General features: G+C 58.4%; 12 protein-coding genes. 4 read left to right on the forward strand and 8 right to left on the reverse strand.

Annotated elements, in window-relative coordinates:
• Positions 1 to 14: 14 nt before the first annotated feature.
• A complete protein-coding gene (minC, locus tag ACP0KA_RS00675; RefSeq protein WP_424626912.1) occupies positions 15 to 710 on the reverse strand; it encodes a septum site-determining protein MinC in 696 nt (231 codons plus the stop codon).
• Positions 711 to 1,003: 293 nt separating this feature from the next.
• Here minC and ilvA point away from each other — a divergent pair, with 293 nt between their 5' ends.
• Complete coding sequence (gene ilvA, locus ACP0KA_RS00680) at positions 1,004 to 2,518, forward strand: threonine ammonia-lyase, biosynthetic (RefSeq protein WP_424626913.1); 1,515 nt, start codon at positions 1,004 to 1,006, stop codon at positions 2,516 to 2,518.
• A 95-nt stretch (positions 2,519 to 2,613) separates the two neighbouring features.
• On the opposite strand, the gene ACP0KA_RS00685 is transcribed toward ilvA, so the two are convergent.
• The 5 genes from ACP0KA_RS00685 to ppk2 form a co-directional block, all read right to left on the reverse strand.
• Entirely contained in the window at positions 2,614 to 3,150 is a 537-nt protein-coding gene (locus ACP0KA_RS00685) for an HdeD family acid-resistance protein (protein ID WP_424626914.1), read from the reverse strand.
• Positions 3,151 to 3,350: 200 nt separating this feature from the next.
• A complete protein-coding gene (locus ACP0KA_RS00690; protein ID WP_424626915.1) occupies positions 3,351 to 4,805 on the reverse strand; it encodes a GntP family permease in 1,455 nt (484 codons plus the stop codon).
• A 3-nt stretch (positions 4,806 to 4,808) separates the two neighbouring features.
• On the reverse strand, positions 4,809 to 5,858 hold the full coding sequence (locus tag ACP0KA_RS00695; RefSeq protein ID WP_424626916.1) for a patatin-like phospholipase family protein: 1,050 nt from the start codon (positions 5,856 to 5,858) through the stop codon (positions 4,809 to 4,811).
• A 208-nt stretch (positions 5,859 to 6,066) separates the two neighbouring features.
• Entirely contained in the window at positions 6,067 to 7,749 is a 1,683-nt protein-coding gene (locus ACP0KA_RS00700; protein WP_424626917.1) for a Na/Pi cotransporter family protein, read from the reverse strand.
• 102 nt (positions 7,750 to 7,851) lie between these two features.
• Positions 7,852 to 8,649, reverse strand: coding sequence for a polyphosphate kinase 2 (ppk2, locus tag ACP0KA_RS00705; RefSeq protein ID WP_424626918.1), 798 nt, complete (start codon positions 8,647 to 8,649; stop codon positions 7,852 to 7,854).
• A 359-nt stretch (positions 8,650 to 9,008) separates the two neighbouring features.
• On the opposite strand from ppk2, the gene ACP0KA_RS00710 reads away from it, so the two are divergent.
• From ACP0KA_RS00710 to ACP0KA_RS00720, 3 genes are all read left to right on the forward strand, one after another.
• Entirely contained in the window at positions 9,009 to 11,750 is a 2,742-nt protein-coding gene (locus ACP0KA_RS00710; protein WP_424626919.1) for an HAD-IC family P-type ATPase, read from the forward strand.
• 332 nt (positions 11,751 to 12,082) lie between these two features.
• Entirely contained in the window at positions 12,083 to 13,198 is a 1,116-nt protein-coding gene (locus tag ACP0KA_RS00715) for an efflux RND transporter periplasmic adaptor subunit (RefSeq protein WP_424626920.1), read from the forward strand.
• Entirely contained in the window at positions 13,195 to 16,254 is a 3,060-nt protein-coding gene (locus tag ACP0KA_RS00720; RefSeq protein WP_424626921.1) for an efflux RND transporter permease subunit, read from the forward strand. The genes ACP0KA_RS00715 and ACP0KA_RS00720 overlap by 4 nt, the downstream gene beginning before the upstream one ends.
• Positions 16,255 to 16,320: 66 nt before the next feature.
• Here the strand turns inward: ACP0KA_RS00720 and ACP0KA_RS00725 are convergent, their stop codons facing one another.
• Both ACP0KA_RS00725 and ACP0KA_RS00730 read right to left on the reverse strand, forming a co-directional pair.
• Positions 16,321 to 16,791, reverse strand: a complete 471-nt coding sequence (locus ACP0KA_RS00725; protein WP_424626922.1) for a DUF992 domain-containing protein — start codon at positions 16,789 to 16,791, stop codon at positions 16,321 to 16,323.
• A gap of 1,318 nt (positions 16,792 to 18,109) precedes the next feature.
• The gene (locus ACP0KA_RS00730; protein ID WP_424626923.1) at positions 18,110 to 19,621 is read right to left on the reverse strand and encodes a GMC family oxidoreductase; all 1,512 of its coding nucleotides are present in this window, start codon (positions 19,619 to 19,621) and stop codon (positions 18,110 to 18,112) included.
• Positions 19,622 to 19,637 lie beyond the last annotated feature (16 nt).

The following is a 19,637-nucleotide window of genomic DNA, read 5'->3' on the forward strand; positions in this document are numbered from 1 at the left end:
TCCTTCTTCGCCGGTTAATTCAGCGGGGTAATTCGCATCATGTCGCCGTCGAGCCACGCCTGGGCGGGCCGATGACGTACGGTTTCGTTGATGTCTTCTGCAGTCCGGTAAAAGCCATCGATGGCGAGCAGCTCGGCCTCGATCTTTTGGCAGTAAATCCGCGCACCGGGGTTGCCGTTGACGCCTGCCATCGCACGACCGCGCAGCGTGCCGTACACGTGGATCGAGCCGCCCGCGACGATCTCTGCTCCCGAGCCGACCGAGCCCAGCACCGTCACATCGCCATCCATGAACACGACCGACTGCCCCGAGCGCACCGGGCTATCGAGCAAGAGCGACGTTGGCCGCGGCTTCTCGTCGGGCTTTTTCTGCTCCTGCGGCGCTTCGATCACAACCGGACGCCCGCTGGTCAACACCGGCGGTAAATCCGGCGTGAGCTTGGACCCATCCACCCCCTCGAAGCCGAGAACGCGGATATTTCGGGCGTGAAGGCTGGTGACCAGATGCGTGATGGCGGCCTGGCTGAGCGACAGCGCGGAGAGATCGAGGACAACGGGCCGTCCGACAAAGAATCCGGGTGACGTCGCGATCGTTGCGTCGATCTGCTCCAGCCACCCCACAATCGGCACAACGGGGCTGAACACGAACGCAACGTAAGACCGGCCCCGGAGGCGTACCAACTGCCGTTGTGGTTCCACCTGTGAAAGCATGTTGCCGACTCTCTTTGGTTACTGATTTGTTAAGTTGAGAGTCAGGCAATCGTGGTTAACAAACGGTTAACTCGCCGATTAATTCCTTAATTTTCATTGGCTTGCGGGGTTCCATCCGCGCTCGCATGCCGTGTCCGATAAAAATTTTTCGCGCGATCGCGCGCCAGCGCGACGGAAGCGGGCATGAATTTGTCGTGAGACTGACACGACTTGCCGGAGACTGTTGAAGCTTCCCGGCAACCTGTTACGAATGCTGACTTCGCGCCCTCCCGATCTCCCATGGGACAAATCACATGCACGACTATGTCCGCCGCATCCTCGACTCAGCCGTTTACGAGGTCGCGACCGAAACGCCGCTCGAGCGGATGGGCATGCTGTCGGAACGGCTGGGCCGGGACGTTTTCCTGAAACGCGAGGACCTGCTGCCCGTTTTCTCCTTCAAGCTCCGTGGCGCGTACAACAAGATCGCGAAACTCTCAGCCAGCGAAAGGCAGCGTGGCGTCATCTGCGCCTCCGCCGGCAATCATGCGCAAGGTGTCGCCTATTCCGCGCGGCGGATTGGCGTGCGTGCCATCATCGTCATGCCGACCACGACTCCGTCCATCAAGGTGAAGGCGGTGAAGCGTCTCGGCGGCGAAGTGATCATCTTCGGTGACACTTTCGACGACGCCCGGCTGCATGCGCTGGACCTCTGCAAGAAAGACAATCTCGTCTTCGTACATCCCTATGACGATCCCGACGTGATCGCCGGGCAAGGCACCATCGGCGTTGAGTTGCTTCGTCAACACTCCAGTCAGCTCGCTGCCATCTACGTGCCGATCGGTGGCGGCGGATTGGCTGCGGGAATTGCGAGCTACGTCAAATTCCTGCGGCCTGAAATTCGCGTGATCGGTGTCGAACCGGAAGATGCAGCCTCGATGAAGGCGGCCATCGCGGCGGGACAACCCGTTCCGCTGGATGAGGTCGGCATCTTTGCTGATGGCGTTGCCGTGCGACAGGCGGGAGATGAAACGTTCCGCCTGTGCAGCACGTTGCTCGACGAGGTGGTGACCGTCACAACCGACGAAATTTGTGCCGCCATCAAAGATATCTTCGATCATACCCGCGCCATCTCGGAGCCGGCGGGCGCCGTCTCGCTCGCGGGGCTGCGCAAACATGTCGGACAGCTCGACATCCCCGGCGCGGCCATCGCGATTTCCTCAGGCGCCAACATGAATTTCGACCGGCTGCGACACGTGGCCGAACGCGCGGAGATCGGCGAGCGATCTGAGGCCTTGCTCGGTGTGACCATTCCGGAAAAGCCAGGCTCCTATCGATCTTTCATCCGGTTGCTCGGAGATCGCGCCATCACGGAATTCAACTATCGCATCGCACCCGGCGCGAATGCCCAGATCTTCGTCGGCGTCGCACTGAAGGCTGGCCAGGCGGAAAAGCAGGAAATCATCGCCCTGCTCCGCAACCACGCGCTCACCGTCGTCGATATGACGGACAACGAGTTGGCCAAGCTTCACGTCCGCTACATGGTTGGCGGCCGCGTCGAAGGCTTGATGGATGAGATGCTTTACCGCTTTGAATTTCCCGAGCGCCCCGGTGCGCTCCTCAGATTTCTCGAGGGTTTGCACTCGGACTGGAATATTTCGCTCTTCCACTATCGCAACCACGGCTCCGACTTCGGACGCGTGCTTGCGGGCATTCAGGTGCCGCGAAACGAAAGACCTGCATTCGAGCAATTCCTCAAGGAACTCGGATATGCGCATTGGGATGAGACCGGAAACCCGGCTTACGGCATGTTCCTTGGCATGAACTGACCCGACAAATGCCAGCGGGTCAGTAGCCGTCGGCGACAGAAGCGACACCATCATTGCCACCCACATACGCTGCAACGACGGCGTCGGGGACGAGCTCAACGCCGGCTGCGAAACGCCAAGGCAATGAGCGAAACGCCCTGTATGAGCAGCAGCACAGCGAACACAAACGGCACTGCCAGCGCTGCGGCCATGGGAGCCGTCAATAACAGCACGCCGATCAGCAGGTTGATAACGCCCCGGATAAACGAGCCGATCCCGCCGCCTGAAAAACCGCCAATCAGCTCCAATATGCCGATGATCAACCCTTCAATGCCGAAAACAATGACAATGGCGGTCGGCACGGTTAGCGCTGCAACTAGCGGATGCCTTACAATCAGAACGCCGGCAGCGACGCTGACAAGTCCGATCAGCAGTGACCATATCCATGGCACGGACCGATCGACAAACATTTGAACGAGTGAAAGAACGCCGGTGACAATCCAGTAGAAGCCGAGAAACGTAACCAGCGCGACAAGCGTGGTGCCGGGCGCCGTCAAAAGCATCAAGCCCAGAAGAATTCCTGCGATGCCTTGGAGAAGAAAGACCCACCAGATGTTGCTCGATTGCGGGGTCTGTATGGTTGTCGTGGTCATAACGTCGATCTCCTATTTTGCTTCAATTGCAACGGGATCTTTCGCTAGCTTGTAATTTGACCGTATCGTTTGAACGCTACCAGTTTATGTGAATCGTTTAAGCGGCCAAACGAATTCTAACCAGAAATGACATCAATGTGAAAAGCTCCGTTGGAGCGCGCGCTCAGTCAGTCCATTTTTGTAGGCAGGCTTATCGAGCATCAGAATGACCCGAATACTGAGCCCAAACCAATAACTGCTGCAAGCGCAATAAGCGCGCTGACAATTCCCACCATAACGATATCCAGATAGCTTTCGCGATGTGTGCAACCGCAAACAGCGAGCAACGTCACCACCGCGCCGTTGTGCGGTAGGCTGTCGAGCGTCCCGGAGCCAATTGTCGCCACGCGGTGCATCAATGAAGGATCAATCCCCTGCTCCGCAGCGATACGCATGTAGGTGCTGCCGAGCGCATCGAGGGCGATTGTCATGCCGCCCGAGGCGGAGCCGGTCAGAGCGGCGAGCACGTTGGTGGCGACGGCCAATGAAACCAACGGACCGCCACCGATCGAGAGAACCCAGTCACGCACGGTCGCAAACGCCGGCAGCGCAGCCACGACGGCGCCGAAGCCAACCAGGCTGGCAACGCTGAATGCCGGCAGGACAGACGCGTTCGCGCCAGCATCCATGCTTTGGCGCAGCTCCGGCAGCCGCCGACGGTTGACGAGGATCAGCGTCAAGATTGCAGCGGCAAGCGCCACCACCACCGACCAGACGCCCGCCACGGCAGAGAGCGAGACACCGCCCCAGCTTTCCTCCGCCAAAAAGGAAAAATCGAGCCGTGGCAAAATAAGAAGCGACATCAAAAGATTGACGCCAACGACAACGATCAGTGGCAACATAGCCGTACCGATTGGCACCACGGCATCACTGTGGTGACCGTGACGAATTTCTGCTGGGTCGAACTCCCGCGCAGTCGTCGCTCGCTCTCGAATGATCTCGTTATCGGCAACGATATCGGGAATGATATCAGTTCCGCCGCCATACCCTTCACCGGCACGCTGCGCTGCGCCCTCGGCGCGGGCGAGCCACCACAAGCCAAAGGCCAGCATGATGGCGGAGGCGATAATTCCGAGCCCCGGTGCCGCGAACGGGGTGGTGCCGAAAAACGGCATCGGAATCGCGTTCTGAATCGCCGGTGTCCCCGGAAATGCCGTCATCGTGAACGTCGAGGTGCCGAGCGCGATGGCCGCCGGCATTAGCCGACGCGGGATATCGGCCGCTCGAAACAGCGCCTGCGCCATCGGCGCGAGCACGAAGAAAGCAACAAACAGGCTAACGCCGCCATACGTCACCAATGCACCTGCGAGCACGACCGCAAGGATGGCGCGGCGTGGCCCCAATTTTTTCGTCATGAAGTTCGCGATGGCCGTCACCGAACCGCTGTCATCCATGAGCTTGCCGAACAGGGCGCCCAACAGGAACAGCGGAAAGAATTGCGCGATAAACTGCGCCGCGCTGGTCATGAATGTCTGAGTCCAGTGGGCCAGCAGCGGTTCTCGCGAGATGGCCGCAGCAACCAGTGCAGCCGCGGGCGCGAGCAGAAGGACACTCCAGCCGCGATAGGCGAGAAAGATCAGGAGCCCGAGTGCAAGCAGAATTCCCAGAAGGCCCATGGCTCAGACCTGCTCCAGAAGAACGTCTAAATTGAGCGTAGACGTTTTTCCCAAACTCCCCCGACTGGTCTCCAAAAAAGCTTCGGCGCTCTTGCGGCCTTCATGATGCAGCATGGTCAGAAAATCCCATTCCGCATTGAACTTTGAAGACGCTCCGAGCTTGGCGAGAGCCGCGCTCGCGATGAGGTGGATACGCATCCCCGCCCAGAGCGCGCCCTCACCCGAGCCCGCGTCGGCCACTTGCCGAAGCAGCGCAATCATGCGCAACTCCTTCAGCAGCGTGGCGTTAAACGATACCTCATTCAGCCGGTCGAGGATTTCGCGTGCCGAACGCGGCGTGCCCTGGCGTTCGACCGGGTTGACCGCCACGAGCAGCGTATCCTTGGATTGACACTCACGCACCAGCGGCGTGATCGTTGGGTTACCCGAGTAGCCGCCATCCCAATAGGCTTCGCCGTCGATCTCTATGGCTTGAAACAGCGTCGGCAGGCACGCCGATGCCAGCAAGACGTCAGGGGTAAGCTCGGCATTCCGAAACACGCGGCCGCGACCGGTGCGAACGTTGGTCGCGGTAACGAACAAGCGGATAGACGACTTCGCCACGCGTTCGAAGTCCACACACTCCGCAAGGATTTCCCTCAATGGATTAACGCCTCGCGGATTGAGATCGTAAGGCGAGAACAAACGCGCCGCCAGATCGAAGGCGACAAAGAACGGCGATGTATCCAAGGTCCAACGGCCCATGAGCATATCCAGCGGGCCTCGCTGGATAGGGCTGAACCGCGCGGCATCCGACACCCGCTGCCAGAATAGCTCAAGCGCCGCCCGTGCGCCTTCCGGTCCGCCCGCCGCGTATCCGTCGGCAAGGACTACCGCATTCATTGCGCCCGCGGAGGTCCCGGAAATGCCATCAATCCGTAGCCACGGCTCCTCAAGCAACCGATCGAGCACCCCCCACGTGAAGGCGCCATGAGACCCGCCGCCCTGAAGCGCCAAGTCAACCAAAAGAGTATCGTGAACGCCGTGATGAGAAGCATCGGAAGGAGCAGACACCATGCACTCCTCGGTTACGAGAACCCATTTGAATGTACCTAGGCAACCATTTCAGCGCTATGACGTTTTGGCCCTCTCGCCGATAAGGTTGCGGCAAGGAATTCCCGCTTCAGCGCTGATACCGCGCACAATTGCTGCATCGGCGCCAACAATTCAGGCAGTCGCTAAAAATTGAAGTCATTTTGAGTTTTTCGACGCACGAACACCGTTATTTCTGATCGCCAACCAGATGAACTGCACAGCGCCAAGCATGGTGCGCAATCGCTTCAATGCGTCGCGCTGTATCAACACGGACAATCGCTTCGTCCGCCGTCAAGGCTCCACTCCCGACGGCTCCCAGCGTAGCAGCGCGATACGCGGGCTGCACCTCATTCAGCCCCCGTGCAGACTGCTCGAGCTGGACGAGAGCGCCATCGGCCGTTCCCTCCCAATGTGTTGTCTCCCGATGGGAAGAGCTGATCGGATCGGCAGTCGCTTGAACACCTGTTTGCGCGGAAATTTTTGCCGCGATCAAGGCCGCATTTCGCATCGCATCCGCACACAGCTGCACGACACGCGTGTCCTCAAGCCCACCTTTTCCCGGACTGATGTCGGCCTCTTGGCCCGCGACCTCTGCAAGCCGAGAGGCGTGGTCGAGAGCATGCAAGGTGCTGGTGAGCCGCTGCTGATCCTCCTCTGTTTCAGGCGGACCGCTCACGTCGGTCATGAAAACCTGTGTTTGGCTAAGAGCGCTGGCTGCTTCCGCGATCAAGACATCGCCCGGACGAACTGCTCCACCAGCACTATTCGCCTCAAGCCGCGAGCTAATGGAGTTACATATCGCCTCCAGGGCGCGCGCCACCGTCCGTCGCGCCCCCTCCACCGCCGCGATTGGAATCTCAAGCGCGGCTGGATCCAGACATCGCGTGAGTGGCGAACCGCGCTCCGGCAGGATGCGTTCGACAAATTTGGTGAACTTTTGGATGATCGGCAAAAGCACAAGCACGCCGATAACATTGTAGGCCGTGTGATATGCCGCCAATAGGGTCACGCCATCGATTGTGTTTGAGGCACGGACCAACATGGGGGTGACAACCGGGAAGAGCACCAGAGCGAGTACGGCTGCAATCAGTTTGAACAGGATGTAGGCGACGGCCAACCGTTTGGCCGTACTGCTCGCGCCAATTGCAGCCAGAGCCGAACTGGTTGCCGTCCCGATGTTCTGCCCAATGATGAGAGCGCATGACTGGTCGAGCCCAACGGCTCCGGCGTGATAGGCGGACAGCGTGACAGCAATCGCAGCGGTCGAGGACTGCATCAAGGCAGTCATGACGAGCCCGACAACCACCAGGATCAGCACGCCCAACATACCGGACCACCAACCCGCCCCCGCCGCTGCTGTAACGGCAGGCAAGTCCGCTGGATGCAACTGCTCCGCCAGGCCTCCCATGCCCTGCTGCAGAGTGGTGAGTCCAAAAAGCACGAGAGCGAAGCCGGCAAGAGCTGCGCCCGCGGCGGATAGACGTCCGCGCCCTAATAATTTGACCAGCGCGCCGATAAAGATGAGCGGCAGTGCAAAAGCTGTGAGCGAAACACGAACGCCGATGAGCGCAACCAGCCACCCCGTTCCCGTCGTTCCTATATTCGCGCCAAATACGAGACCGAGACCTTGAGGAAAATTGAGCAAGCCCGCGCTGACCAGGCCGATTGTGGTCATGGTCGTTGCACTTGACGACTGCACCAGGAGCGTCACGAAAGCTCCCCAGAACACACCCGACAAAGGCGTAGCGGCAGCTTTGCCCAACACCGTTCGCAGCGACGGCCCGGCCATGGCTTTGAGGCCGCCGGTCATGACCGACATGCCAAGCAGAAACAGGCCAACGCCACCAATGACTGCGACCGTTGTCGACATTTCGGCTCCCGGGCTGAATCGTTCCCTCAGCTACGTGTAGTGAGTAACAATGACAGAAGTGCCGTCAGATATATCCCCCGCGTCTCACTCTCATTTCTTGCGCTAGTATTTTTCGTCAACGAACCGCCGGCCCTCGAGTGTTGCCTGATCATCGTATGCGTTCTTAACCTCCCGTTTTGGAAGCTTCACAAGCTCCCGCCGTGTCTTCTTGTAAGGAATGACGCCCAGCAGGTGGCTGATGCAGTTCAGTCGCGCACGACGCTTGTCATCAGAACGCACAATAAACCAGGGCGCAAACTTGGTATCGGTCGCCTCGAACATGATGTCGCGCGCTCTGGAGTAATCAAACCATTTGCGTCGGGAGCAGAGATCCGTGGGGCTCAGCTTCCATTGACGAAGCGGGTCCGTGATACGCGCCTCGAAGCGACGTTTTTGCTCGGCATCGCTCACCTCCATCCAGAATTTGATGAGCAAGATGCCGTCGTCCACGGCATATCGTTCAAATTCAGGACAGACCTCAAGAAAGCGCTGGTGTTGTTGCTTTGTACAAAAGCCCATGACGTACTCGACGCCTGCTCGATTGTACCAGCTACGATCGAAAATCACGATTTCGCCGGCTGCCGGAAAGTGCCGGAAGAAACGCTGCATATAGACTTGCGATCGCTCGCGATCTGAAGGAGCCGGTAATGCGACGACGCGGAAGACCCGCGGACTCACTCGTTCGGTGAGAGCCTTGATCGTGCCTCCTTTGCCGGCCGCGTCGCGGCCTTCAAAAACCACGACCACGCGGAGACCTTTTTCCTTAACCCAATCTTGAAGCGCACACAGCTCAACCTGCAAGGTACGAAGCGCAGTCTCATAGTCCTTGCGCGCCATTGGCTTATCGGATGCGATGACCATCCTGTCCCCTCCGAGTTTGGAATAAGGTTCGCAGCCTCGGTACAGCAATCAGCCGTGCGACATGATAGCCGGTCGCCCTCCATGAAACAGTGTGTTTTATTCGTCACTCAAAAGGATACGAACTATCAGTAACTTGGGTGATCGCACGCAGCGGCCTTGCTGCATTGCAACTCAAGAGCCCGCTATAACGAGTCTGCACCCTTTGCTAACTGAGCCGGCTTGAGACGCGCAGCTTTACTCGCGTTTCCAAGACGATCTACACTCAGCTCTCAGCGGATTTACGGTTTGAGGAGCTCTTCGCTCCGCTGCGAACGTCGATTGGTCGAACTCTGGTGCAAATCAAACCACGGAGTACGCCGATGACCACGGTAGCAAACAGTACGCCCGGGCCCGGCTCGATACCTTGGCATGCAATTGCAGCGAACGATGTGCTGCGACGGTTAGACAGCAATCTACAATCCGGCCTGCCCTTCTCCGAAGTCGAGAGCCGTCTTGAGACGTATGGTCCCAACAAATTACCCGAGGGCCGGAAACGAGGACCATTCATGCGGTTCCTCATGCAATTTAACAACATACTCGTCTACGTTTTGCTCGCCGCCGGATTCGTCAAGCTGATGATCGGCCTCTGGCTCGATGCTTTCATTATATTGGCGGTGGTCGTCCTCAATGCTCTCCTCGGATATATTCAAGAAGGCAAAGCCGAGGAAGCGCTTGAATCGATCCGAAACATGTTGTCGGCGGAAGCGAGAACTCTGCGTGGTGGCGAGACTCGTTTTGTGCCGAGCGAGGATCTCGTTCCGGGCGACGTCGTGCTGCTCGAATCCGGCGACAAGATTCCAGCCGACCTGCGCCTCATTGACGCAAAGAACCTGAGAACGGAGGAAGCCGCCCTCACCGGGGAATCCGTTCCCATCGACAAGACCACGGAAGCAGTGAACGAACGGGCGACTGTCGGCGATCGAGAAGGCATGGCCTTCTCCGGCACACTGGTCGCTTCAGGGCGCGGCACCGGCATCGTTGTTGCAACGGGAGCCGATACGGAATTAGGCCGCATCAACCAGATGATGACGGCAGTAAGTGCAATTGAGACGCCCCTGCTGCGTCAGATCAAGAAATTCGGATATGCCATCACCGCAGTGATCGGCATTGTCAGCGTGATCGTCTTCCTGTTCGGCCGTTTTGTGCGGCAAATGCCTTTCGTGGATATCTTTCAATCTGTGGTCAGCATTGCGGTGTCAGCGATCCCTGAGGGGTTGCCGGCTCTTATCACAGTCACCCTGGCGATCGGCGTGCAGCGAATGGCTCAGCGCAATGCCATCATTCGGCAACTTCCCGCGGTCGAAACGCTCGGTTCGGTCTCCCGAATTTGCTCCGACAAAACCGGCACCCTCACCTTGATGGAGATGATGGTGGTCTCGGCCGTGACCGCCAAAACGACATACACCGTGACAGGACAGGGTTATGCAGCGGACGGCGAAATTCAGAAGGATGGCAAACGCGCCGCCGCGGACTCAGCCTTGAAGCTCATGGGCAAGGTTTCGATGCTTTGCAACGATGCGGAATTGCTGCAGGAGGACGGCGTCTGGAAGGTCGAAGGCGATCCGACTGAAGGAGCACTCTATCCATTCGCCGTAAAGATCGGACTCGATCGGCAGGCCGAACAATCCGCGTTCCCAAGAATCGATATGATTCCATTTGAATCAGAACATAAGTTCATGGCCACCGTGAACAAGGATGCTGCCGGGAAGACGATGCTCCTTGTCAAAGGCGCTCCGGAAGTCATTCTGGATCATTGCGATCGACAACACATCCAAGACGACCAATCTGCAGTCATCGAACGCAACTACTGGTTAAAGGCGTCGGATCTCCTCGCCGCGCAGGGTGAGCGCGTACTCGCTCTCGCATGGCAGGATCAACCGGAGATCAACATTGGTAGCCTTGGACCGGCGGACCTGCCGAAAAATCTGGTGCTCATCGGGCTCATTGGACTATTGGATCCTCCGCGCCAAGAGGCCATCGAAGCCGTCAAGGACTGTCACCACGGCGGCATCCGCGTCACCATGATCACCGGCGACCACAAGATTACAGCCGCAGCTATCGCGGAGATGCTGGGGATTGGCGACGGCAAGACCGCAATCACGGGCAGCGAAATCGAGCAGATGGACACAGCGACGCTGCAGGATCGCGTCCGAGATGTGGACGTCTTTGCAAGAGCGAGCCCAGAACACAAGCTACGCCTCGTCAAGGCCATTCAGGCGAACAGACAAGTCGTCGCGATGACGGGCGATGGGGTGAACGACGCCCCAGCCCTGAAGAAAGCCGATATCGGCGTCGCAATGGGCATCAAGGGCACCGAAGTGACCAAGGAAGCTGCCGAGATGGTGCTTGCCGACGACAACTTTGCCTCAATCACCGCAGCCGTCAAAGAAGGGCGTACAGTCTATAACAACATTGAAAAGGCCATTCTGTTCTTATTGCCAACGAACGTCGCCCAGGCACTTGTGATCATGGTGGCCATTTTCGTCGGGTTCACCGCGCCGATTACCGCTCCCCAAATCCTCTGGGTGAACATGGTCACGTCCGTCGCACTTGGGCTCGTGATCTCGTTCGAGCCGCATGAGCTTGATGTCATGCAACGACCGCCACGTGCGGTCGAGCTCCCAATCCTGGATGGATTCGGTGTATGGCGCGTCGTCTTTGTAGGCTTAGCATTGCTCATCCTCACCTTGTGGGCTTTCTTTTGGATGAAATCGAATGGCGCGTCCGATGCGCTTGCGCGGGCTACTGCCGTGAACGCGCTCGTCATCGGCCAGATTTTCTATCTGCTCAACAGCCGATATAAGGTCGACTCATCGCTGTCTTTGAAAGCGCACCTGGACAATAAATATCTGCCGCTCGGCATCGGCGCTGTTGTCATTCTCCAGTTATTGTTCACCTACGCCCCGCCTCTCCAGGCTCTGTTTGAAACAGAAGCCATTCCGCTTTCCGTATGGCCATGGCTCCTGCTGGGCGGCTTTATCTTCTTCCTCGTGGTCGAGGGCGAGAAACTACTCATTCGAAACATGCGCATATCGCGGCTTGCGCACACTGCCGTGCGATGAGCTGCCGTACAATGAAGTGGATATGCTGGCGGTCTCGTCAGTCTTGCGTCGAAGTTCGCAATGGCGGCAGACGACGTCGATGATCGCTGCATCTGTTCGACGTAACACATTTGAGTAGTGTCCGATTTCAATCGCTATCCTCGACTTGAAAAACGCGATAAGCTTATTCGGTGAACTCATTGTAGCTATCGGATATTTCAAGCGGTTCCGCGAAACAGGCGAGACTATCGTACACAGCGATCACGCAGTAAGAGCCGCATCAAGGAAATGGACGGAAGAGAACAATAAACAGAGCACAATAAACAAACTTGCGCGGCAGAAAGGGCTTGGCCATGTCTGCATACGTCGCTCGTATGAAGCAGATGCGTCGTATGACGCAGCCGGCATTGATCGCCCTGATTCTCCCGACCGTGTTTGTAGCTTGCCAGCGCGAGGCGGAAACGTCCGCCGCTCCGGAAGTGCGGCCTGTCAGGGCCATAACGGTTGAACGGCGGGAAGCCGGAACACCGCTGACCTTCACCGGTCGCATCGAGGCAGAGGACGAAGTCTCGCTCGCATTCCGGATTTCCGGCCGCCTGCTCGAAAGCAACGGCAAGCTCGGAGATCGAATAGAGCCCGGTCAGGTTGTCGCACGTCTCGAATCGCAGAACGAGTTGAATGCGCTGCGGCAAGCCCAAGCCGGTCTCGCCGCCGCTCAGGGGCAGCTCACCCAGGCGCGCAATCATTTCGAGCGCCAGGAAACGCTTCTGGGTCAAGGCTGGACGACCCGTGCAAATTTCGACCAAGCAAAGCAGGCACAACAGACCGCCCAATCGCAGGTTGACGCCGCCGAAGCCCAGCTCAAGATTGCACATGATCTGGTCGGCTTTACCGAACTCAAGGCGGACGCGCCGGGCATCTTAACGGCCACAGGTCCCTCGGTCGGCGAAGTTGTTCAGGCAGGACAGAGCATCTTCAGGGTTGCGCGAAAAGACGGACGCGATGCCGTCTTTGATATTCCGTCCCAGATCATTCGAACGGCGCCAAGCGATCCGCAAATCTCCGTAAGCCTTGCGGACGACCCGACCGTGACAGCGCGCGGACGCATTCGCGAGGTTGCGCCGCAGGCCAATCCTGCCACAAGAACCTTCGAAGTGAAGGTTGGATTGACTGAACCTCCAGCAGCAATGCGCCTTGGCGCAACTGTGACGGGACGGCTGGAGACAGTGGCTGTTCCGGTCATCGAAATCCCCGCAACAGCATTGACGCGGATCAATCAGCAGCCGGCAGTGTGGATTGTCGACCCGGCCAACAAGACTGTCTCCATGCGCAATGTGGATGTCCTGCGCTTCGATCAGGCCCTGGTTGCCGTCTCCCAAGGGCTCGATGCCGGCGAACTGGTCGTCACAGCAGGCGTGCAAGCCCTGCACCCAGGGCAGAAGATTCGCGTGCTCGGATCTGTGCCATGACCAGCTTCAATCTTTCAGAATGGGCATTGAGACACCGTTCGCTTGTTGCCTACCTCATGATCATCGCCGTGATCGCAGGTGTTCTGTCCTATTTCCGCCTCGGCCGTAGCGAAGACCCGTCGTTTATCATCAAGACCATGATCGTGCAGGCGGCATGGCCCGGTGCAACCGTCGAAGATACACTCAAGCAGGTCACGGAACGGATCGAGCGCAAGCTTCAGGAAACCCCTCACCTCGACTTCCTGCGCAGTTACACGAGTGCCGGGGTTACGACGATCTTTGTCAATCTCGAGGGGAGCGCGAACGCGAAGCAAGTTGCCGATACCTGGTACCAGGTCCGCAAGAACATCGGTGACATTCGCCACACCCTTCCTGCGGGCATCGTCGGCCCCGGCTTCAATGACGATTTCGGCGATACATTCGGGATCATATACGGCTTCACGAGCGACGGCTTCACCCATCGCGAGCTTCGCGATTACGTTGAAGATATTCGCTCGAAGCTCCTTCTCATTCATGACGTATCGAAAATCGAATTGCTCGGAGCACAGGACGAGCGGATTTTTGTTGAATTCTCGATCAAGGAGCTCGCTGGACTCGGGATTGACCGCTCAGCGCTGATTGCCGCACTTCAGGCCCAAAATATCGTACGCCCCTCCGGCACAATCCAGACGGGCTATGAAAGCGTCTCGCTCCGCGTATCGGGCGCATTCCGCTCTGAGCAGGACGTCGCAAACGTCAATTTCATCGTCGACGGACGTACCCTGCGCCTCAGCGATATCGCCCAGGTGCGCCGTGGATATGCCGATCCGCCGCAACCGATGTTTCGCGTCAATGGCGAGCCGGCAATTGGTCTTGCCATTGCCATGCGCGATGGCGGCGACATCCTTGCTCTCGGTCAGAACATCAAGAAGGCGATGGCACGGATCACCATTGACCTGCCTATCGGCATCGAGCCGAAGCTGGTGGCCGACCAGGCCGTCACTGTGGACGGCGCGATCTCCGAATTCATGACATCGCTGCTGCAAGCGATTGCGATCATTCTAGTCACCAGCTTCATCAGTCTCGGCGTTCGTCCGGGTCTGATCATCGCCCTGTCTATCCCTTTGACACTCGCGATTGTGTTTCCGATCATGAAGATGGCGGGCATCGACATGCAGCGTATATCGCTCGGCGCGTTGATCATCGCGCTCGCGTTACTGGTGGACGATGCAATGACCACCACGGATGCGACGCTCAACCGGCTCGCCGAAGGCGACAGCAAGGTCGAAGCCGCGACCTTCGCATTCCGGACCTATGCGTTCGCCATGCTCGCCGGGACACTGGTCACCATCGCAGGCTTCGTCCCGGTCGGCTTCGCCGCAAGTTCTGCGGGCGAATACACGTTTTCGCTCTTTGCCGTCGTCAGCATCGCATTGATCGTGTCCTGGTTCGTCGCCGTCGTCTTTGCGCCACTGCTGGGCGTCGTCATCCTGAAACCTCCCAGGACGACCCAAAGCGGCGCCCCCGGAAAGATTTCCAATTGGTATCGGGGATTTCTCACCACCGCCATGAGAGGAAAATGGGTCACAATCGCTTTAGCACTGGCATTCTTCGTTGCATCCTTTCTCGCGCTTCCCCTCATCCCGCGGCAATTTTTTCCATCATCCGATCGCCCGGAACTCCTGGTAGACATTAGTCTTCCGCAAAATTCATCGATCTATGCCAGCGAGGCGGCGGCGAAACGCTTCGACGCCGCTCTTAAAGGTGATGCGGATGTGGCGCGCTGGAGCACCTATGTCGGCCGTGGCGCCATCCGCTTCTATTTACCGCTGAATGTCCAATTGCCGAACGACTTCTTCACCCAAGCGGTGATCGTTGCAAAGGACGTGGCGGCGCGCGAGCGACTGCGCGCCAAGCTGGAAACATTTCTCGCGAATGAATTTCCGAGCGCAGTCACCCGCATATCGCCACTCGAACTCGGTCCTCCCGTGGGGTGGCCTCTGCAATACCGTGTCAGCGGCCCGGATATCGCTCAAGTGCGGGAAATCGCCCTGAAGCTCGCCAAAATTGTTGCGGCAAACCCGCAAGCTGAGAAGGTCAACTTTGACTGGATCGAACCGGCGCGCCAGGTGCGCATCCGCATCGATCAGGATGAAGCAAGATTGTTGGGGCTAAGCTCGCAAGCCGTCGCGGCAGTCCTCAACACGGTCATTTCCGGGAACCCGGTCACCCAAGTGCGCGACGACATTTATCTGATCGACGTGGTGACGCGCGCGACTGACGAACAACGCGTCTCGCTCACGAACTTGCGGACCTTGCAGGTCCCTCTCCCGAACGGCCAGACAGTTCCGCTGAGCCAATTCGCCACCTTCGAATATCAACAAGAATATCCCTTAGTTTGGCGACGGGATCGCGTGCCCACGCTCACTGTCCAAGCTGACGTGGTACCTGGAGCACTGCCGGAGACTGTGATCAACGCGTTAGAACCTTCGATCAGCGCTCTGAGGAAGGATCTCCCGCGCTCATATCAAGCCGTCGTCGGTGGCACGGTCGAAGAGAGCAAGAAATCCCAGGCGTCGGTCATTGCCGTTGTACCTGTGATGTTACTGCTGATGCTGACTATCCTCATGGCCCAATTGCACAGCTTTCAGCGGCTGTTTCTGGTGCTGAGTGTCGCACCGCTGGGCTTGATTGGGGTCGTGGCCGCGCTTCTCCTTTCCGGTAAGCCGTTGGGCTTTGTAGCGATCCTCGGGATCCTCGCCTTGATCGGAATGATCACGAAAAACGCCGTGATCCTGATCGGGCAGATCGAGGCCGAGCGGGAGCAAGGCAGAAGTGTCTGGGATGCGGCGATCGATGCCAGCAGCGCGCGCTTCCGCCCCATTATGCTCACAGCGATATCGACGGTGCTCGGCATGATTCCGATCGCGCCGACCGTGTTCTGGGGACCGATGGCCTATGCGATCATGGGTGGATTACTGGTCGCGACCGTCCTGACGCTGATTTTCCTGCCGACCGTTTACGTCGCCTGGTTCGGCGGAAAGGAGCAATCCATCGAAGCCCGCTCACCGGCATAGGCGGTGAGCGAGACTTCGCAGCTGTCTATCGAAATAACTTCACGAGGAATACCGCTCCAGTATCCGCTAACGAAGAACCAGCCTCGTTACTCCGAGAGCCACATTGATGCCGACCTGTCCTTCAACAGAGAGCGGCTGCAAGGAGATCGTTCGGTTGGAGCCGCCAATCAGCACGTTGGCGCCTAAACCAAGACCCAACGATGCATCGGCACTCGCACCCACATAGGTGCCTCGGAGCGACCGGTGAGTAACCCGGCTTGGCGCAAAAACAGCCCAGAACAACCGTCCCCCGGCTGTGACGCCGAGATCGAGACCCACGCGAGTGACGGTCCCCCTATATGTGTAACGCCGTCCCGTCGCGACCGAGCGGAATACACATCGAAGGTTTTGCCGCGAGCCGACGACCAATCCGACGCTTGGGCCGGATTCGCAGGTCAATCCTCCAACGCGCGTGCTACGCGTGCCCTGCGCCGACGCCGGCAAAGCCGACGCAATGACGAAAAAGCACGCAACCGCCGTAAGCCAAGTCTTCGACATTTACATCTCCATGGAAAATTGTCGGATGAGCTGAAGCGTTATCGATCTATCTATGTCCCCTCTTCGCCTGATAATCACGGCCTCCAATCGTAAACCCGAAACCAGAGCCCTCTCAACAATGTATCGTGGAATCCACACCTGGGTGTGACAAGGATTCAAAATGGACTAACGCCGCAAACGATTCATTCCCACGACACGCCCGGTTCGAGCATCGATGCGAACGTTCAAAAGGTCTCGCCCGCGGCGCGGCTCCCCCATCACGATCCAGTATCGACCACGTCGATCTATGTTCCGCACGCGAGCAACTCCATTGAGCCTCGCGATATGTATCGCTTCCTGACGACTGAATTCATGGCGGGCCCCACGACCAGCTCGATCACCAACGGCGGCGTCTTGTGCCAGAGCCGGCGTAAAATCAGATAAGCTGAATAGACCGAGACCGGCTATGAAAGCGTAGGTGAGATATATCTTCATCGCCACCTCATTCACGGGATTGGATCACGTGGTGAAAAGCTACCATGTGAACCACCTGTTGTCGGCGTCAGATTGCTTCTGCTTCGGCTCCTTCGAGAGAAAAAGCGGGATCAACTATCCGTGGTGCTGCGCTGCAAGACGGAGTAGGATAATTTCACGGTGGCCTTAGCCATCTCCAATACAATTTGAACGAATTTAGCCTTCAAACTATCGTCGATGCGGAGGCGAAACGCTTTTCTTTTATTGAGCTTTGGCTCGCCGTTGACATGAGGGCATCAACCTGCTCGCAAATTCATCGGTGTTCTTGAAGCCACTTGCGTCTTAGATTGAACGCCATCGTTACCGGAATGGAGCGAGGTGTCTCACGGCCGATCAGTCACAGTGCGTTGACGCGTATTGAAGAAAGGGCCCGAACATATGAGCGCAATCAACCGCCGAATATTTCTTCGCCACACCCTATCTGGCGTCGTCATCGCAAGCGCGGGCATCACTTCCTTTGGCCTCATTGCATTTAGTCCCGCAGAAGCACTGACAGGTCCGACTGCAAAGACCGCGCCATCTGAGAGTCTCATTACGAGCGCCCAAGCCACCAGTGTAGATCCCAGAGGGCCGCACCATCGTCGGTGGGGTCCTCGCCGTCGCGATCCCCAGCGAAGTCGTTGGACCTGTTGGTGGCATCGCGGACGCAAGAGGTGCGGCTGGCGCTGAACCGCACACTCTCGGGTTCGCACAACCGAGAGTGTGTCCAAGTCAAAAAAGCAGAACGTTGAACAACGGTGAGAGCAAATGTCGATACCGCTGATCGCCCGATGGGTATCGTCGCGACTATCACCCTGTTCATGAATCAAAGCTTCCGGCTGATGGCCTCCGCGATCATGATCGTGGTCACGTTCGTCGGCGCCGAGACAATATCAGGCATGATCGATGCGTCGACGACGTGAAGACCTTCCACGCCGCGAACCGCGCCTTTCATATCGACGACGGCGGCAGGGTCGTTATCGCCGCCCATCGGTACCGATGAGGTCGGATGGGAATAGCCGTCAACGGACGCAATGATCGCCTTCTCGAGGGCAGCATCGTCCTGAACGTCCTTGCCGGGGGTCATCTCAAGCTGGACCACATCGCTGAACGGCGCCGTCCGGCCGATACGGCGCGACAGCCGCACCGCCTCCATCATCCGCCGCAGATCGCTCCGGTCCTGAAAAAAGTTGAACCGAATGAGCGGCATCGCGCGCGGATCGCGGCTGGCCAAGCGGACCGAGCCGAGCGACTTGGGAAGCGTCACCGAGCAGGCGAGAACGATCGCACCTCCTGTTGGGCTTTGCGCCGGATCGAAGATGTGTGTGCCGGAGATGTGCAGATCGAGTTCGTCGGGACCAGCCTCGCTGGAATTGGTCCAGATGATGGCTCCCGCGACCGGCGCCATCGATTTGACCTCCGGCTTAAGTGCGTAGACGTTGTAGTAGAACGGATGCTCCTTCAGCCGCTCGCCGACCGGAGCGTGCACAAGGACCGGGATATCGAGTTCTTTCAGGTGCGACGATGGTCCTATCCCCGATCGCATCAGAATCGCCGGACTGCCGTACGCGCCGGCGGACAAGATGACCTGGCCGGCGGCGACGATCTCCCCGCCCACAAGACGGACGCCAGTTGCGCGGCGGCCATTGAAGACCACGCTGTCGACATCGACACCCCCTCTGATTGTCAGGTTCGGCCGCCCGCGAACCTCGTCCGTCAAGTAGGCCATGCCGGTGTTGATGCGCCGACCATCGACCACGTTGAGCGGATACGGCGACACGCCGTTCTGCTCGGCGCCGTTGAAGTCGCTCACCCGCGACAGGCCGCAAGCCTCCGCGGCGAGCACAAACGCCCGCATCGATGGCGTGTTTTCCTCCATCGTCCGCTGCCGGATCGGAAATGGTCCGGAGCGCCCGTGCCACGCATCATCGCCCGCGGGCGTGTTCTCCAGCGCCTTGTAGATCGGAAGTACATCGTCGAACGACCATCCTTCGATTCCGAGTGCGGCCCAGCGTGCGAAGTCGGACGGTCTCGCGCGCATTGCAACCGCCGCGTTGACGCCCGAACTGCCGCCAAGCACCTTGCCGCGGATCGCCCTCACGTCGTGACCGAGGCCGACATGATCCTGGGTATGATATCCCCAATCATGGGCCTCATCGCCGCCGACGCGGTTTGCGTTCGCGATCACGTCGGGATACTCCGCCGGTGCGTAGGCTTGCCCCGCTTCGAGCAGAAGAACACGTCTGGCGAGATTCTCGCTCAGGCGGTTCGCAAGTACGGCGCCTGCGGATCCACCACCGACGATGACGACGTCGAAGGACTTGCTTTCATTTGCCATGATACTTTCCTTTCCT

This window comes from Bradyrhizobium sp. SYSU BS000235 (assembly GCF_049747295.1).
GTDB lineage: Bacteria > Pseudomonadota > Alphaproteobacteria > Rhizobiales > Xanthobacteraceae > Afipia.

What these genes read in the sequence shown, in the direction of transcription:
- minC (WP_424626912.1), bottom strand. Translation starts at nt 710, where the DNA reads ATGCTTTCACAGGTGGAACCACAACGGCAGTTGGTACGCCTCCGGGGC.
- ilvA (WP_424626913.1), top strand. Translation starts at nt 1,004, where the DNA reads ATGCACGACTATGTCCGCCGCATCCTCGACTCAGCCGTTTACGAGGTC.
- ACP0KA_RS00685 (WP_424626914.1), bottom strand. Translation starts at nt 3,150, where the DNA reads ATGACCACGACAACCATACAGACCCCGCAATCGAGCAACATCTGGTGG.
- ACP0KA_RS00690 (WP_424626915.1), bottom strand. Translation starts at nt 4,805, where the DNA reads ATGGGCCTTCTGGGAATTCTGCTTGCACTCGGGCTCCTGATCTTTCTC.
- ACP0KA_RS00700 (WP_424626917.1), bottom strand. Translation starts at nt 7,749, where the DNA reads ATGTCGACAACGGTCGCAGTCATTGGTGGCGTTGGCCTGTTTCTGCTT.
- ppk2 (WP_424626918.1), bottom strand. Translation starts at nt 8,649, where the DNA reads ATGGTCATCGCATCCGATAAGCCAATGGCGCGCAAGGACTATGAGACT.
- ACP0KA_RS00710 (WP_424626919.1), top strand. Translation starts at nt 9,009, where the DNA reads ATGACCACGGTAGCAAACAGTACGCCCGGGCCCGGCTCGATACCTTGG.
- ACP0KA_RS00715 (WP_424626920.1), top strand. Translation starts at nt 12,083, where the DNA reads ATGTCTGCATACGTCGCTCGTATGAAGCAGATGCGTCGTATGACGCAG.
- ACP0KA_RS00720 (WP_424626921.1), top strand. Translation starts at nt 13,195, where the DNA reads ATGACCAGCTTCAATCTTTCAGAATGGGCATTGAGACACCGTTCGCTT.
- ACP0KA_RS00725 (WP_424626922.1), bottom strand. Translation starts at nt 16,791, where the DNA reads ATGTCGAAGACTTGGCTTACGGCGGTTGCGTGCTTTTTCGTCATTGCG.
- ACP0KA_RS00730 (WP_424626923.1), bottom strand. Translation starts at nt 19,621, where the DNA reads ATGGCAAATGAAAGCAAGTCCTTCGACGTCGTCATCGTCGGTGGTGGA.